This is a genomic window from Sphingobacterium sp. UBA3519 (genome assembly GCF_002377215.1).
GTDB lineage: Bacteria > Bacteroidota > Bacteroidia > Sphingobacteriales > Sphingobacteriaceae > Sphingobacterium > Sphingobacterium multivorum.
The window spans coordinates 82,091-100,161 of sequence record NZ_DFPI01000006.1 but is presented as its reverse complement, the minus strand read 5'-3'; the positions used below and the strand labels follow the sequence as shown (position 1 = coordinate 100,161).

The window sequence follows — 18,071 nt, the reverse complement described above, 5'->3', positions numbered from 1 at the left end:
ATGGCTCTATAAAGGAGATCGAAATATTCTGAGATCGGTATGCCTTAAATGCGATATCTGCTAATATCCTAGTGCTGTTGAGTGCTTATGTTGATGATGGAGTAGAAAGGCGTCAGCTTTTGAAAGATGAAGAAATGCAGGAGTTTGCAATTGCAGTGTATCGTCTGTTGATCGTATACTGTATCGTCAATCATCGTAAACTAGATATTACTAAAGCTGAGCTGTAATCGGAAGCAGACGAGCTTATAGAAAAAGAACTGGAATTGAGCAAAAAAATCGCTGATTTTTTCAGTCGGTTATCGAAATAACCAATAACAAACAAATTATGAATACGTTAAAATTATTGACGCTAGTCAAGATAAATATAAATACCTACATCTGCCAAGCACTGGCCAGATACTCGAGCAGATCCTATTGTAAGGGTACTGGCCGAGTGCTGAAAAAAGTACGCCTACTGGCTTTGGACTTTTTCCCAGTTAATACCGGCCTTTCTTCTGCCTTTTATGCTATTCGCTTCGAATTGGCATCGGGTTTTCATCGGTGTGACCCACTGAAATTCCGCAGCCGACTCGATGAAAACCCGCGGAAAGGGCGAAGTTGGTCAGGAGTTGGTAGGGGATTGCTTCTGCTTACAGCTATAGTTTTTCAATATTTATATTTTTCTTTTAAGGCATTGAAGAACATAAGAGCGTTTATCTTATTAGCTCTTATGTTTTATATGTTTGGTTTATCTGCTCAGACGCTCCGCCAAGACAGCGGGGCGGATGGGCTAAATAGCATCAAGCCATTACAGATCGGAGATACCATTCCAGACGCATTGTGGGGGCTCCACCTACTGACTGTAAACCACCCAGACGGAAAACAAAGGATTACATTGAATGATTTTGGAAAGCAGGAACTCATTGTACTGGACTTTTGGGCAACCTGGTGCGGAAGCTGCCTGAATTCACTGCGAAAGCTAAAAGAAATAGAACTGCCAGCATCCGTTTCCGTGATACCTGTTACTGCGCAAACTACCGACGAAATCGAACATTCAAAGACCATTTTATATTGGTTCAAGGACTACAAGCCCTTCTCTGTAGCCGAAGATTTCGTTCTGACCTATTATTTCGGAGTACAGTCTGTACCGCATATTGTATGGATCAAGGGCAATAAGATCAGGGCAATCACATCTGCCAAATATCTTGACGTTGAAAACATAATAAAGGCACAAGCCGATGACTGGTCAACAATAAGCTCCAAAGCAGCCGGAAATATCCAAAGCCGAAAACAGGTCAATACTCAAAAGAAAGGGGGGCTGCTTTGAAAATATGGACAACACTCCTGCTGCTGATATTGTGGAGCTCATTATCTGCGCAGACCAATATCACAATTTCAGGAAAGATAGTGGATAAATCCAACGGAAGACCTATCCGGGGCGCAACCATTATGCTTAAAGGGAACAATGTGTCGACATCATCAGACCTTACAGGTAATTTTACCCTTGTGCCGACTGCCCGTGGCCAAGACACGATCCTGATCAGGGATGTGCAATATGTACCGGTATCCCGACCGATTTTATTGGGAAACGCGCAATATATTTCTGTTGAATTGCTCCCAAGGTCAAACACGCTGGAGGAAGTGAAGATCAACACCGGATATCAGCGTATTGACAGAAGGGCTTCTACCGGCTCCGTAGCAACGATCAGCGAGCGGGAAATACAGTATAATACATCGGGAAACCTACTTGACAGGATAGATGGTCTTATTTCAGGTGCCTATACGGATAGGACCGGCTATAATTTTAATGGAGCGGCGCAACAGCCCAACCTCACCATTAGGGGACAGTCCAGCCTTATAGGCCAGACCTTTCCCCTGATCGTTGTGGATAACTTCCCTTTTGAGGGCACGCTTGAAAATATCAATCCCCAGGATATAGAAACAGTTACCGTGCTAAAGGACGCTGCCGCCGCCTCAATCTGGGGTGTACGGGCCGGAAATGGTGTACTGGTCATCACAACAAAAAAAGGCAAACTGAACCAGCCTCTTTTCGTAGATGTTTCCTCCAGCTTGATGGTTTCGAGAAAACCGGACCTGTTCTCGCGCCAGACCGCCTCGTCCAGTGATTTTATTGACATGGAGAGGTTTCTTTTTGAAAAAGGTTTTTATGGTACACAGATCAATGACAGCAAAAAGCCGGTGATCACGCCAGTCGTAAAGCTTCTCATTCAGCAACAGAAACAGGAAATCAGCGAAAAGGAGCTCGAGGAACGATTAGGAGTACTGCGGGGAATTGACGTAAGAAATGATTTTCTGAACTTTGTTTACAGAAATGCTATTGAAAGCAGCTCTTCCATAGGCCTGCGTGGAGGCGGGGATAAGGTAAGCTATTCTTTTTCGCTCGGTTACAATAAAAATACCTATAGTATGCCAACAAACGGCCAGGATAGGATCACGGCCAGATTTAGCCAGACCTACAGGCCGGTATCAAAACTGACCCTTTCGACAGACCTTTCTTTTAGCAGGATCACGGGCACCATGTATAACACTTCCAATATGGTAGGCTACGGCCACATCAAGGTCAACAACAAAGAACTCTATCCATATGCACAATTGAAAAACAGCGACGGGGTTAATGACATACTCTACACGGACTATGACAGAACGTTTATCGACCAAAATCAGGGGCTGGTATCCAGGAATTGGAATTTTGTCCCCCTGGATGAGCTCGAAAGAACCGGTAGCAGGTCAGAAAATCAGCAGATTGTCGCGGGGCTTGATCTGGGTTACGACTTAGCTAAAGGCCTACGGTTCACCCTTCAGTCGCAGCTGAACCGTGCCCTAACAGAATCCTCGTCATTACTGGAAGAAAACAGTTATTATACCCGGAACCTGTACAACCGCTTTACAGCCATAAACGGAGGCAAGACGACCTATGGGATACCTGATGGTGGCATACAGGACAGAAGCAATGCCAAACTATGGGGCTATTCCCTCCGGACCCAGCTGGACATCGACAGGCAGCTGGGCAGGGGGCACCGCCTTCAGGGGATAGCCGGGGCCGAGGTAAGGGAAATCAATAACAGCAATTCATCCTACCGAACTTATGGGGTCCAGGCAGACAGGAATACTTTTTCGCCAGTCGATTTTGCCAACACATATCCCCTGTTCCCCGCCATCGGCGGTAAAGGTTATATACCAAATGGGCTGGGGACAGGAAGAACGGCAAATAGATATGTATCCATCTACTCAACTGTAAATTACAGCTTTGCCGACCGGTATTTTCTGTCTGCCAGTGCCAGAAGCGATGCCTCCAATATATTCGGCGTGGACACAAGAAATAAATGGTCCCCGCTTTGGTCCCTGGGCGGTGGATGGGAAATATCGGGGGAACCATTCTATCATTCCGATGCGGTGAATTATCTTAAAATACGTTCTTCCTTCGGCTATAGCGGAAATGTGGATGCAAGTATCCCTGCTGAACTTGTACTCCAACAGGCCAATTATCTGGATTTTTATTCGAACCAGCCGTTTACCAATATCCTGTCCTTGCAGAATCCGGGGCTGCGCTGGGAGAGAGTTCAAACTTTCAATGCAGGCATAGAATGGAAAATGTGGAATAAAAGACTGGATTTTACATTTGATTATTACAGAAAGAAATCGCTCGACCTGATCGGTTTCGCTCTTGTCGATCCAACACTGGGTACCTCCTCCGTGACAATGAATTCCGCGGAACTCAAAGGCCAGGGATTAGACCTCACCGTCTCGACGGCTATAAGCAGCCGCAACTGGTCATGGAACGGGGTATTACGGACCGGGTACAACAGGACCACCCTGGAAAAATATCATGGTAGGATATTGGCTGTGACCAATCAGGCGATGTATGCCGGGTATTTTGTGGGAAAGGACCGAAATATGCTGACCAGCTTCCGCTGGGACGGATTAACAGCTGATCAGGGAGCTCCAAGGGGATTCGAAAATGGAGAACCTTCGATCAATTATCAAAATATAATCAGAAACACGGATCTGGATGATCTGGTATATCATGGCTCAAGTGTACCCCGGCTAACGGCATCCTACCGGAACAGGATAGGCTACAGGAACCTGGAGTTTGCATTCACCGTCTTAGGGCAATTTGTTTACTTTTTCAGAAAGAACAGCATCAACTATTCTTCCTTTTTCAGCAACTGGTCAGGGCATTCAGATATTTCCATACGATGGAAAAAGACAGGTGATGAACTGCACACCGATGTACCAGCAATGTACTATCCCCTGAATACAGACCGGGAAACTTTCTATAGCCTCAGCGAAGTTCTTGTCAGGCGGGGAGACCATATCCGGCTACAGGATATCAGGCTTTCCTACCGTTTCTCCAACATCGCAAGACAGCGGATAAGGTCATTGGAACTATTTCTCATGGGTACAAATATGGGGCTGATCTGGACAGCGAACAAAGAAGGGATAGACCCCGTATCCAACGGTGCGATAGCACCTCCGCTGACACTAACGGGAGGGTTTAAGATTGGATTTTAAAACACGTAGAAAACAATGAAAAAACTTAAATTTTTAAAAAGTGGCGCAATTATTAGCCTTGTAGCATGCGTCCTCTCAGGCTGCTCCCGATATCTTGACTTAAAACCTGATGACAGTTTCTCCATTCCCAGCAGCCTGCAGGACCTGCGGGGCCTGCTTGGCAACAGCGAGGTGGTAATGAACTTTGCCACAACAGGCCTTGGGGAAACAGCCTGTGACAGTTACTACCTAAATGAAACTTCGTGGGCAGGAATGACCAACGAAAGAGATAGGCTGCTTTATCTCTGGCAACCGTATAGTCCCGTGGCCAGCCAATGGACCGGCCCCTATCAGGCGATCTTGTATGCCAATACGGTACTAAAATACCTGCCTTCTATAAAAACGGCCACCAGTGATGAAGCGGAGGTGAATACGCTTCGGGGGGCAGCCCTTTTTTATAGGGCGCACCAGCTCTTCAACCTGCTGCAGGTATTTTCCCTTCCTTATGATCCTTCGGGGAGCAATGCCCAGCTTGGAGTGGTCTTACGGACTGAGCCATCCCTGGATGAACAGATCTCAAGAAGTACTGTCCGTCAATGCTATGATTTTATCATCACTGACCTGAAAACATCCATTGGGTTATTGCCAGACAGAACCGATATCCCGACAAGACCTTCAAAAGCGGCATCCTATGCAGAACTGGCCAGAATATACCTGGTCATGTCCGAATTTGAAACTGCTGGACGGTACGCGGATTCCGCCCTGATGATCCGGTCAGAAGTTATGGACTATGGAACGGAAATAACCGCTACCGCGAGTCTTCCTTTTTCCAAATGGAATAAGGAAGTGATTTTCGACGTAGCCATGAACGGCGGCGTAGCCCTTGCGCCTTCAAGGAGACGGGTAAACATGCTTGAATATGACAATTATGAAAAGGGGGATCTGAGGAAAGTGGCATTTTTCTCCCTGAACAACCTCGGGGAAATCCTCTTTAAGGGAAATTATAATGGTTTAAATTCCTCCCAGTTATTTTGCGGGACAACGACGGCCGAAATGTACCTTATCCGTGCGGAGGCGAATATCCGCCAAAACAGGCTGAACGATGCGGCAAAAGACATCGATTTGGTTCGGGCAGGGCGTTTTTCCACAGATGACTTTAAACCCGTAGTGTTTACAGACCAAAGGAGGGCACTGGAATACATAAAAAAGGAACGTCAAAGGGAACTGATATTTAGGGGACAGCGGTGGTCAGATATCAGAAGGTATATCCTACTCGGTGAACAGGTGGAAACAATGACCAGGACCGCCGAAGGGAAAACATATACAATGAAGCCGTCCGATGTGGTCAGGTATCTGTATAAACTACCTGATGAAGTGATTGATAATGGGTCGCTCACTCAGAATTGACAGTAAAAAGAGAGGAAAAACAATCAGTCTTTCCTCTCTTTTTCAGGAGTAGTCAGATTATTCCCTCACCCGTACGTTTGCCGAATGTTGCTCGTTTGAAGTCGCAGTCTGTATTTCATTCTGCAATGTGCTGTCTATATCGGGCTGCCCGTTTAAATCTACAGGTGCCCGTAGTGCACATACCTGATCCCCTGGGTTACAGGTCGGCATCGGTTCATCTTCTTCTATGAGCCGATACTTAGTTGGATCGGTCGGGGAATCCGATGAAGACCCGATAAATTCAAACCATTGCGTTGCAAGCATCTTTGGTGCTACAGTAGGCTCCGTTTTGTTCTGGTTCGCTCTCACAATATAGAAAGCTCCGAATAATAGTATTAATGCTGTAAATCCAGCTATGATTTTTGATTTTAACGTTATCATGGTGTAATGTTTTAATTTGAAATTCTGTTGGTAATCATTTTGCACATCGGTTTTGCCTCACAGTTATGCAATCGAGGGTTCCTATTGTATGGTCGGCCAGCTTCCTGGAAGCCGAGAAGCCAGCTAACTCGGGAACAGTGCAAACTTACGCGGATACAACATCTTGCTTGCGACTCTCTTTAGGGCCAAGGATAGACAGATAGGAGCATAGCGCAGTGTGCTGAACCAAAGAATGGCTCTATACCTGAATCGAAGGACAAACTGCCCAAACAGTAGGATCCCTAAGGACTGGAGCCCCGACCTGATCTGCAGGCCTAGCTGGCTGATTTTCGTTTTTACTGTTTGTAGACTTTTCATCTTCGTTCATTTTACCTATCCATAACCTGTAGCGCAGCGGCACATCCTGGGTGCGGCCTGCCCTCTGTGTTGTTTTGCACTTTATCGCTGTACCCGCGTCCCTATTTTATTTTGCTCCAGCTATCTCCTCCCAACCTTTCGCAGACGTACCGAAGATAGCTGGACTCCCAGTCGGGAAAGACGGGGATCGCATGGCACTTGTACGCCTGCCATCTCTTTTGCTTTTCGTTCTTTAAGCGTATTTCAAAGGTAAGGCAGCCTCGGTGAATTCATTTATCCATTTTTGATCATATGATGTATTCATTTTTGTCATTGTCGGGATTACGATGGAGTTCAATATAATCGGAGGGATACAGGCCTACCCGTTTTTCAAAATATTTGGAGAAACCACTTGGGTATTTAAATCCGCAAAAATTGGCTACTTCGCCAATACTATAAGTCGAAAGCAATCTTTCTTTTGCCAGCGGAAGGAGTATTTCGTCCCTATACTGTAAAAGAGTCTGTCTGTAATGGCGTTTATGGCAGCGCGTCAGGTGGGCATCAGAAACGCTTAGGATAGTGGCAATCAGGCTTATATTCACTTCCTGAAAACCTTGGTTGACGATATCATGGATCATTGTTCTAGCTTTTCTGGCCAGTATTTCACTTTCGCTCAGTTTCTCATAGAATGCAAATTGTTTTGATTCGGCGATATCAAATAACTGGTAAATCTGCTCGACAACCTTTGCTTCGTTTTGTTTGCTATAGTTGAAAAAGATTGTTTCAATGCGGTTGAGCTGGTAATCAGTCAGCTCTTTGATCGGCCATAAGGCGGTCTGGTAAAGACTGGATTTATCCCTTTTTCTGGCATTTTTTAATTCGGATAGAAAGTGGCCGTGATGGTAGATGATGTCCCGCACCAGGCCGATATCAATCAATAGCCCGTAGACCAGGTAATTCCCGGGCTTTAGCAGTATATCGAATTTACTGCGCGGAATGTAGGTAAAAGTACTATGTCTATGGGGAAGTACTATTTCGTTTTTGGTACCATGTTTTTGAACGATAATATCGTCCGTCGCGTTCTTGGTATAAATCAGGTGAAAGTCTGGCCTGTTTGTTTTAAGTTGCACGATACAATCAGTGGGCACATGGGCCTGTAGCCGATATAATATGGTCTGCCGGTAATCTATGTATTCCTCTACAAGCTGGATAGAAGGATCCTCATATAGATTACGCTTGGCACCAGGTAATTGGGTGAGAAATGGGTGTTTTTCGTCCTCGAAATAAGCTACTTTTGGTAATATAAATTTGAAGGTCTTCTTCATAATTGATCGTGGTTTATTTTTCAACTTTTACGGTATGGAAAAGTATTTATAATTTATTTACTAAATACTACCGTCCAGCACATGTTTATTTAATATATTTTTGCTATTTTATAGCTCGGTTTGACTGTTATTTATTGACTACGCCTAAATCCCAGCTAATGGATGAGTGAATTCAAACATAGAATTTGTGATTGTTTTATATTGTAGAATTAATTCCTAAATCAACTGCATTACTTCTCAATTGATCGACACTACTTCCTGTCACTGCTGAATTGATCCCAAATATATCGAGTATATAAGGTTAAAAGTTGTCCAAATCTGGAGAAAGAGTTGTACATTTTCCGTACTAGCCCACTAGTTTTCAAAATACATAATACTGGATTTTAGTGGGAATGCTCGCACCTCTTGCGAAATAAGGACACTTTTGGAGAAATTAGGACAAGACTAGGACATGCTCGCACTGAACAATGGCTGTATGGCGCTAGATTTTTTTTCATTTTCCTGAATTTTTAACTGTTACCAGTTCAAGGATATGGAAGGTTTTTTGGCCGAAAAGCGGCCATATGGTGGCCGAAAATTGGCTAATCATTATGCTCTTTTTCTCTCCCCTTTATTCACCATTTTTTCGTGTCTGGTTCGTGCCATCTTCGGAATGCGCCTACATATTTCCTACAGATTATCTACATATTGCCTACATAATCAGTAGGGAAGGAGTAGGGAAACAGTGGAGAAGAAGCGGGCGGCCTCCGAATAAGGGGCGAGGCAGGTACGAAGGATTTATGAAAAAGGATGAACTAGTTGCGATATCATCATTTAACTGCCAATTTTTTTGTTTTTTTTAATGTCCCGCAAAAATCCCCAAAATATGGGAAGTGAAAGAAAACACCACGGTTTGTCTTAGTATCTGCGTAAACTGTGAATTGAGATGTTACAATAATGTTGTTTCGTTTTGTTTTGGTGATGTTTCTTTTTGTTTTTTTTTCTTAAATATGAGACTAACTACTTATTTTTAAATTAAAACAATGTTAACAATATGGTAATCATTGTTATGGTAGTTTTTGTGGTCTTGTTTGTTAGTTTTGCAGCGTTTTAATCTAAATCTTATACCTGTTTTAACTTGTGTTGTTTATTTCTTATTCTTTCAATTTTTAAGAAATACATTTGTTTTGTTTGTTTTGAAATATTTGTTTTGTTTGTTTTTCTGAATTGTATTCGATCTCAAGTCAGAACCAGTTATAGATTTGTTTAACCAAAATTATTATGAAAAAATATAATCAATTAACATTCTCTTTGTTATCGTTGCTGTTTTTTTCTTATTGTAAAGAAGATGTTGCAACAAGGCAAGGTGAGCATGATCCCAATAAACCGGTCGTGCTCTCTTCTTTCTATCCTGCAGAAGGCGGAGCTAAGGATAAAATCTTATTAGATGGTCAAAACTTTGGATCCGATCCAAATAAGATCAAAGTGTATTTTAATAATGCACGGGCTGCAGTAGTCTCCTCAAGTGGAGAACGTATTTATGCTATTGTGCCACGTCTTCCTGGTGATGATCCCAAAATTTCGGTTGTCATCGGTAAAGATTCATTGATTTATGATAAATCATTTACTTATCATATCCAGGCGCAGGTCAGTACAGTTACCGGTACAGGGGATAAGGACTTTTTAGCAGGTACACTCGATCAGGCACATGTCTATGGCAAATACCTAGATATGGACGCGCAAGGCAACCTATTTATGACCTGGCGTGATGGTGGATCATTTGGGATAGCGCGTATCAACGAAAAGGAAAATATCGTTACCCCTTTATATTCAGCTGCATCCTCACCAAACCCTTATGCCAACGGGGTGACAGTGGATCGGGAAACAGGTATTATGACAGTTTCGCACGAGTCGGTTGCGGAAGTGTTTTTTTCCTTTGATCCAAGAGAAGCTTGGACACTTCGCCAGCGGAATGCACAGTTCTCAGCAGCTGATTACGGCAAAATTGTTCAGGCGGATAGATATGCCAACTTTGTGACTTTTTGCCCCTACGATGGCCATTTATATACACGCTTCCGTGATGGTCATATCGCTAAAATAGATCCGGTGACATATGCTGCGACGATCGTGCACAAAGGGCCTTATGGTTCACAATATGGACAGGCTATTAATCCAGCAAAACCTTGGGAGTTGTATATTACGTTACACTCAAACGCTAGCCCGAACACGTTTGCACAAGGAATTTCTGTATTAGACCTACGTCCTGAACATATCAACGAAGGCTTCAAACGTATCAATGCACCGGGTGGGTCGGGATTTCGCGACGGCCCCGTTAAAGATGCAATTTTCAATTATCCAAAGGATATCAAATTTGACAAGACCGGAAATATGTTTATTGCCGATTATGGTAATCACTGTATCCGTATGCTATCGGCTGATGGAATTGTTTCTACTGTTGCCGGACAACCGACTAAAGCTGGTTATAAAGACGGTGGGCCTGTAGAGTCGCAGTTCAACCAACCCTGGGGAGTTGCGGTGAATGATCAGGGCGATATCTATATCGCCGATTGGAGCAATGCGCGCATCCGTAAATTAGTTATCGAATAATTAACCTACTTATTATATTATGAAGATTTTTTATTTTTTGTGCATGCTGCCGCTGTGCCTCTGGCTATCACCTGCGCTTGCACAACAAACAGAAGAACAGTTAACGATTGCCGGAACTGTCGTTGATAGCAAGGGGCAACCTATATCTAAAGTATCAATCTATGTCAAGGATAAACCGAAAGGAGCAACTTCTACAGATGATAAGGGAAAGTTTACTATTAAAGCTGTGTATGGAGACTGGTTGGTATTTACCAGTGTGGGCTATGACGTTGCCGAGCATTTGGTGGTAGAATCCACCAGTAATCTTGAATTAAAGATGCTGGACAAGAGCACCAATATCGACGAGGTTGTGGTTGTCGGTCTGGGAGCCAAACAGCGAAAAATTAGTTCTGTAGGTGCCATTACAACAGTAGATGTAAAACAGTTACAAAGTCCCGCACCTTCTATCGCGAATATGTTAGGGGGCCGCGCCGCTGGTATTATTTCGATGCAGACCTCGGGTGAGCCTGGAGCAAATATTGCAGATTTTTGGGTGCGTGGTATTGGTACATTTGGTGCCAATGCGAAAGCCTTAGTGCTTATTGATGGACTTGAAGGTGATTTAAATACGATCGATCCCGCTGATGTAGAGAGTTTCTCCATTCTGAAAGATGCTTCGGCAACAGCGGTATATGGTGTGCGGGGTGCAAATGGCGTTGTATTGGTAACCACTAAACGCGGTACCGTAGACCGTATCCAGATTACAGGGCGAGCAAACTCTACGTTATCACGACTTAATCGCCTACCGAAATACCTACGTGCTTATGATTATGCCCTATTGGCTAATGAAGCTTCCGTAGTGCGGGGGAGCGAGCCCTTGTTTAATGATACAGAATTAGGTATTATACAACAACATCTAGATCCAGATATGTATCCAGATGTCAGTTGGCAGGATGAGATTCTAAACCGAAGCTTTTGGCGTCAGAGCTATTATGCCTCTGGGCGCGGCGGTTCTGAGGTAGCACGATACTTCCTGAGTTTGGGCGGTAATAGCGAAACAGCAGCGTACAAAGTCGATAAGAATAGTATTTACAGTTCTAATGTTGGCTACAATACTTACAATTACCGTGTTAATCTTGATATTAACTTAACCAAAACAACGAAGGTATTTTTGGGTTCAGATGGCTTTCTATCTGTTAAAAAAGAACCTGGTTATGGTAATACGGATGATATCTGGAAAACACAATCGACACTTACGCCCATTTCCATCCCGCTTCAGTACTCTAATGGCTTATTACCCGGGGTTGGATCAGGGCAGCGTTCATCACCTTATGTGATGATCAACCGTACAGGTAACTATAATAATCAAAACTATAAAGGTAAGGTAACACTGGCATTGGATCAGGACTTGAGCAGTGTGCTTGAAGGGCTGAAAATCCGTGGTCAAGGTGCTTATGATATCCAGAGCTATTTTTCTGAACGTAGGTGGATGCAGCCTGCATTGTATGAAGCAACAGGCCGTAATTTGGATGGGTCATTGATCATGGTTCAAAAGGTACAGGAAAGGCCCGCGTCCTATTCAAAATTCGTAAGCCAATATCGAAAGTATCATTTTGAGTCTACACTTAATTATGATAAAAAATTTGGAGAAGATCATCGTACTTCAGCTTTAGTTTATTATTACCTGAGCGATGCCAAAAATACGGATGATGCAACCAATAATTTGACGGCGATACCTGTTCGTTATCAAGGTGTTTCCAGTAGATTTACCTATGGTTATAAGGATACTTACCTATTGGATGCCAATTTCGGTTATACCGGTTCCGAGAATTTTCAACCTGGTCGCCAGTATGGTTTTTTTCCTTCGGTAGCGATAGGATGGGTACCTACAAGTTACCAATTTATGAAGAATGTAGCTCCTTGGTTAGATTACTTCAAAATCAGGGCGTCTTATGGTACTGTAGGTAACGATAGAATTGTAGATGACGTACGTTTCCCCTACCTCACTAAGGCGGATATAGATCGGAATAAGGTCTGGGGAATTGATGGGATAGAAACGATTACCGAAACCCGTATCGGTGCAGACAATCTAGCGTGGGAAAGAGCTATTAAATCCAATTTGGGTATTGAAGGAAAGCTCTTTAATAATAAAATTGATTTTGTGATTGATTTTTTCCAAGATCAACGGAACGGTATTTTTCAACCGCGGGTGCAAGTGCCGGATTATGTGGGCGTAATTTCTAATCCGTATGCCAATGTGGGGCGTATGAAGAGCTCGGGTGCTGATGGTAATATTAGCTACACCACCAAGTTGAATAGTGATATGACCCTTACTTTGCGGGGTAACTTCACTTATTCAAAAAATGTTGTGCAAAACTGGGAACAGGCTTACCTAGAGTATTCTTACCTAGAGTATAATGGTTATCCTCATAATTCCATTCGTGGTTATCAAGCATTAGGCTTATTTAAAGACGAAGATGACATTAAATACAGTCCGACACAAAGCTTTGGAACGGTATTACCCGGTGATATTAAATACAAGGATGTGAATGGTGATGGTATCATTAATACCCTTGATAAAGTACCATTGACCCATAGTAACTATCCATTAATCATGTATGGATTCGGGGGAGAGTTCCGTTACAAAAATCTATCATTAGGTGTCCTTTTCAAAGGAACAGGTAAGACTTCCTTCTTCTATGTTGGGCAGCCGATGAAATATAAAGATGTTACTGAAAATACGGGTATGGGCTATATGCCCTTCTTCGGCGGTACAGATGGTAACGTCATTACCATGGCTAATGATCCTGCCAATCGTTGGATCCCGAGAGATTATGCGCTACAGCATGGTATTGATTTATCCTTAGCCGAAAATCCAAATGCCAAATTCCCGCGTTTGCAATATGGTAATAACAGGAACAACAGTCAGTTATCCTCCTTTTGGATGGATGATGCCCGCTATTTGCGATTGCAAGAACTTACGTTGAGCTATAATGTAAGCCCGAATTTCTTAAAGCGATTAGGTGTCAAATCCATGGATCTTCAGTTTGTTGGAAACAACCTATATATCTGGGATAACGTTAAGATTTTTGACCCTGAACAGGCGGCTTGGGGTGGACGTAAATACCCAATTCCGACGACTTATTCGTTACAGGCTTATATTAATTTTTAATACCATAGAAATAATCGAAAGACATGAAAACGTCAATAATCATGAATAGAATTGCCAAATCCAGCTTAGCGATACTAGTGTTGTTTATGGTGACATCTTGTAAGGACTATCTAAATATTGATCAGTACTTTGACGATGAATTTAATATTGATTCGGCATATGCAAATACACGTTACTTAGAAGCGTATATGTGGGGGGCGGCAGCAATGTTCCCTGACGAATCCAATACGATCAGATCCAACTATACACCAGGGCCAATGGCGACAGATGAAGCTATAAATGGCCTTACAGGTACTGGGACAACCAATATTTACTACGGGATGGATTTTGTCACCGGAAATATTACGCCTGATTTTTATGGTGGACTTAACCAATGGGGAAAATATTATAAAATTATCCGCAAGGCGAACAATGTATTGAAAAACATTGATGTGCCAAAGGACATGAGCTACGCAGATCGTAACCGTATCGAAGGATATACACGTTTTATTAGAGCTTACGCATACTATAACCTCATTATAGATTTTGGCCCACCAATCTTGTTGGGAGATGAAGTTGTGAATACCAATGAGGATATTGCGTATTATGACCGGCCCCGGGCGACGTATGATGAGGCTATGGAATACATCTGTGGTGAATTTGAAAAGGCTGCTGTACAACTTCCTGTTGATGTTAGTCTATTGGATTTCGGCAAACCGACAAAAGGTGCCGCATTTGCATTGATCGCCCGTTTGCGCTTGATCCATGCCAGTCCATTGTTTAATGGCGGACCTGTTGCCGCATCCTATTTTGGTAGCTGGATTCGCAAGACCGATGGCACACATTATGTATCACAACAATACGATGAAAAACGTTGGGCAGTAGCCGCTGCCGCTGCTAAGCGTGTTATGGATATGGGCCGGTATAAATTATATACAGTGCCTGCGGACGAAAGAACGCCTACACTTCCAGCTGGCGTAACGTCCGATCCCAACTTCTATGGAAGCTTTCCGAATGGGGCGGCTGATATTGATGCATTTAGATCATATTCTGACGTCTTTACCGGTGAGGCTGTCGCTTCAATCAATCCCGAATACATTTGGGGGCGTAATACAGAATATTTTAGAACGGATTTGAATCAGGGGGCATTTCCGCCAACTTTAGGAGGATGGGGACGTTTCTCGGTGACACAAAAAGTTGTAGATGCTTATCTGATGGATGACGGACGTACCAAAGAAGAAGCACGTGGCGATACGTATTTTGAGGCGGTGGCTGATCTTCCTGCCGGTGGAACCTTTGGCGATTTATTTACGGCTCAACCGCGTAAATTTTCAGGTTACCCACTGAATGCGGGGATATTTAAGATGTATGCAAACCGTGAAATGCGTTTTTATGCATCGATAGGTTTCAACGGTGCTGTGTGGCAGGCTTTGTCGAGTACAACGTTGAATACACATACGGCTAAATATTTTTATCAGGAACCTGATGGTCGAGGTGGTGTCTCGGCATCGTCGCCTAACTATCCATTAACTGGTTATGTTATTAAGAAATGGGTAAATCCATTTGATGCAATCAGTGGCACGGGGGCCAGAATGATGCCCAAAGCATATCCTATTATACGTTATGCAGAAATATTGTTATCCTACGCTGAAGCACTAAATAACCTTACTGGAAGCCATACGGTACAGCTTGGTGATAAAACCTATACCGTGAGCCGGGATGAAAGTGAAATAAAAGGTTCTTTTAATGCTGTTCGATACCGTGCGGGTTTACCAGGATTGTCTGCTGCGCAGCTTGCCAACAAGGCAGAGGTACAGAAGCAAATAGAACGTGAGCGTATGGTGGAGTTTCTATGGGAAAACAGACGCTTTTACGACGTACGCCGCTGGGGTAAATACGAAGAGACTGAACGCGAACCAATTCGTGGTATGAACCCCGATGGTGCGGACCGGGAATCTTTCTACAAGCGAATTTCACCAGGTACATCGTCATTCTTGACACGTCAGGTAGACAAAAAATTAATTTGGGTGCCTATACCTCGTGCCGAAATGCGCAGATTACCATCATTGGATCAGAATCCGGGCTATAATTAGGATTAAGCATTAAAAAAGGAAAATATAACCGTCTTCCATAACCGTTTTGGTTTGTGGAAGACATTAAAATATTAAATTATGAAACGAAGTTTTATCGCTATACTGACAGCTTCGATGGCTTTAGTTGCCTGTAAGGACAATGAAGTATTCGAAAAGGAAATGTATAAAAATGAGGTAGCATTAATAAGTTCTGATTATCACAATACGTTTAAAGAAGTGGTTCGCTTGACGGGAGAAGAGGTAATTGGCTATGTAGCGGCATCTTCAGGAGGTACCCATGCGCCTGATAAAGATCTTGTTATTGCACTGGAAGAGGATTCAGAACCTTTAGTAAAATACAATTTTGCTGTTTACGATAATTCGGAAGATCTGTATGCCAAATTACTTCCTAAAGAGAAGTATGACATCATGGACAAAAGGATTGTGATCAAAGCAGGCGAGCTAACAGGCCGTACCATGGTTAAATTGCGACCAGATGGATTATCTCCGGACTCTACCTATTTTATTGGGCTGAAAGCAACAGGTTCATCCGGTGTTGAAATCAATCCTAAGAAAAGCACCATATTGTATCAGGTCATCATAGAGAATGAATATGCATCACAGGCCAAAAATACCATGTATTCAATGGTGGGGTTTGCCAATGGTTTGTCTACAGCGGCGAATAAACAGCTATTTCCATTAACCAGCAATAGCGTGCGGATGGTCGCCGGAAATGAAACCTTTATATCTAAAGTACCTAATATTACGAAAAACTGTCTTACGTTGGAGATAGATGATTTTAATAACGTAAAGATAAAGCCCTACAAAGATATTCAGGTCGTACAATTGGACAATGACCCAATGTATCCGAATAAATTCAAAGTGGAAGAAGCATTTGGTATGCGCACAAACGTGTTTTTATTGTCATATCAATATACGATAGGCAATGTGACGACAATTATGAAGGAACGTGTTGAAATGCAGGTTAAATAAAATTATGGAATTCATGAATACGATTAATTATTATAAATTGGATACGTTTCCAAAATCAATAGTTGTCTTTTGTCTTAGTTTGATAATGATACTAACATCCTGTAAAGACGATCTTGCGGTAGATGGTGCTTTTGCACTAAAAGATAACCCATCAAAATTGACCGCTGCGGCTGATGGTTTATCTGAAACCTACACTGTTCAGGCGACAGGCAAATGGAAGGTTGAGCCCCTCCGAAAAGAAAACTGGCTTAAAATCGATCCAATGGAGGGGAATGGAAATGGAACATTTACCGTTACCGTCCACAAAAATACCGATCCCGAAGCGCGTGAACTGACTTTGTTTTTTACTTTAGATGGAAAGTTACAAAATAACGTGCTGAAGGTAGAACAGGCAGGAACCACAGATCAAGGACAGGTGAAAGATCCCTATTTAAAAATAGATGGCATATCCAACCGTTTGGAAGTTCTGGAAGAGGGAAGTAATGGACAATATATTCTCCGTTCTACAGGTAAGTGGAAAGTTGCGGTGGAGGACGAGTCTGACTGGGTTAAGGTTTCCCCTATGGAAGGTGAGGGCGATACCCCGATAACAATCACTGTAAATAAAAATACCGACATTGAGCGTACAGCAAATCTATTGTTATTTTTAGACGATGTGCAACAGGCATCTCCGCTAACGGTATATCAGAAAGGCCAAAAATTGCAAGTAGAGGGCGATGTCGTTCTTCAGGAGGACTTTAACTGGCTGACCTATGGAAGCGAGATCTTTAATGCGACTTCAGGCGAAACCAGGATTGCTTTATGGAGCACGGAAGAGTTGGCCAAAGGCTGGACCAGTACGATCAATACGACAGAAGGTGGCGGTAATTATGCATCGATTTATGCGCGACCAGGCTTTATTAAATTAGGGCGTACGAACTACGGCGGCGATCTAATTTCGCCGAAGCTGGCCAATGTACAGCGTACAAAAAATCTATTGGTTACCTTCAAAGCTGTACGATATGCCACTGGTGATCATTATCTACTCAACGTTGGTGTCAAAGGACCGGGAACGGTCAGCGTGAGCCAATTTAATGTGATGAACGTTGCAACTCCTAATTCGAATCTAGAATCGTGCAGGGCTGCATGGCAAGCTCCAGAGGCGACCTATTCTTTTGTTGTTACGGGAGCTACTGCGGAGACTCAAATTTGGTTATTGGGTGGCGCTTTTGATCAGCGTGCTGGTAATTGGCCAGCTACTGTTAACCGTATCTTTGTCGACGATATCGTTGTTACCGTCGCTAAATAATAAACCTGGCCCATGCATACTTT

The 18,071-nt window shown here is 43.1% G+C and carries 11 protein-coding genes; 8 read left to right on the top strand and 3 right to left on the bottom strand.

Features of this window, described 5'->3' with window-relative positions; translation table 11 throughout:
• Positions 1 to 325: 325 nt before the first annotated feature.
• Genes B3297_RS02440 through B3297_RS02430 form a run of 3 tightly spaced genes read left to right on the top strand, consistent with a single transcriptional unit; the run spans position 326 to position 5,898 of the window.
• Positions 326 to 1,306: a TlpA family protein disulfide reductase gene (locus tag B3297_RS02440; RefSeq protein ID WP_112374241.1), complete on the top strand. Its 981-nt coding sequence runs from the start codon at positions 326 to 328 to the stop codon at positions 1,304 to 1,306.
• The gene (locus B3297_RS02435) at positions 1,303 to 4,512 is read left to right on the top strand and encodes a SusC/RagA family TonB-linked outer membrane protein (protein WP_167450453.1); all 3,210 of its coding nucleotides are present in this window, start codon (positions 1,303 to 1,305) and stop codon (positions 4,510 to 4,512) included. Before B3297_RS02440 ends, B3297_RS02435 begins: the two co-directional genes overlap by 4 nt.
• Positions 4,513 to 4,527: 15 nt before the next feature.
• A complete protein-coding gene (locus tag B3297_RS02430; RefSeq protein WP_070567280.1) occupies positions 4,528 to 5,898 on the top strand; it encodes a RagB/SusD family nutrient uptake outer membrane protein in 1,371 nt (456 codons plus the stop codon).
• Positions 5,899 to 5,955: 57 nt separating this feature from the next.
• On the opposite strand, the gene B3297_RS02425 is transcribed toward B3297_RS02430, so the two are convergent.
• The 3 genes from B3297_RS02425 to B3297_RS02415 form a co-directional block, all read right to left on the bottom strand.
• Positions 5,956 to 6,318 (bottom strand): hypothetical protein, encoded by a 363-nt coding sequence (locus B3297_RS02425; RefSeq protein ID WP_070567277.1) that lies wholly within the window; start codon positions 6,316 to 6,318, stop codon positions 5,956 to 5,958.
• Between the two features lie 123 nt (positions 6,319 to 6,441).
• The gene (locus tag B3297_RS02420) at positions 6,442 to 6,675 is read right to left on the bottom strand and encodes a hypothetical protein (protein ID WP_139145028.1); all 234 of its coding nucleotides are present in this window, start codon (positions 6,673 to 6,675) and stop codon (positions 6,442 to 6,444) included.
• Between the two features lie 287 nt (positions 6,676 to 6,962).
• On the bottom strand, positions 6,963 to 7,979 hold the full coding sequence (locus B3297_RS02415; RefSeq protein ID WP_070567275.1) for a helix-turn-helix domain-containing protein: 1,017 nt from the start codon (positions 7,977 to 7,979) through the stop codon (positions 6,963 to 6,965).
• A gap of 1,260 nt (positions 7,980 to 9,239) precedes the next feature.
• Here B3297_RS02415 and B3297_RS02410 point away from each other — a divergent pair.
• The 5 genes from B3297_RS02410 (at position 9,240) to B3297_RS02390 (ending at position 18,048) form a co-directional block, all read left to right on the top strand.
• Positions 9,240 to 10,565 (top strand): IPT/TIG domain-containing protein, encoded by a 1,326-nt coding sequence (locus B3297_RS02410; RefSeq protein WP_070567272.1) that lies wholly within the window; start codon positions 9,240 to 9,242, stop codon positions 10,563 to 10,565.
• Positions 10,566 to 10,584: 19 nt separating this feature from the next.
• A complete protein-coding gene (locus B3297_RS02405) occupies positions 10,585 to 13,716 on the top strand; it encodes a SusC/RagA family TonB-linked outer membrane protein (RefSeq protein WP_070567270.1) in 3,132 nt (1,043 codons plus the stop codon).
• 23 nt (positions 13,717 to 13,739) lie between these two features.
• The gene (locus B3297_RS02400) at positions 13,740 to 15,788 is read left to right on the top strand and encodes a RagB/SusD family nutrient uptake outer membrane protein (protein ID WP_070567268.1); all 2,049 of its coding nucleotides are present in this window, start codon (positions 13,740 to 13,742) and stop codon (positions 15,786 to 15,788) included.
• Positions 15,789 to 15,866: 78 nt separating this feature from the next.
• Entirely contained in the window at positions 15,867 to 16,760 is an 894-nt protein-coding gene (locus B3297_RS02395; RefSeq protein WP_070567266.1) for a DUF1735 domain-containing protein, read from the top strand.
• An 85-nt stretch (positions 16,761 to 16,845) separates the two neighbouring features.
• Entirely contained in the window at positions 16,846 to 18,048 is a 1,203-nt protein-coding gene (locus tag B3297_RS02390) for a BACON domain-containing protein (protein WP_254667725.1), read from the top strand.
• The last annotated feature ends 23 nt before the right edge of the window (positions 18,049 to 18,071 follow it).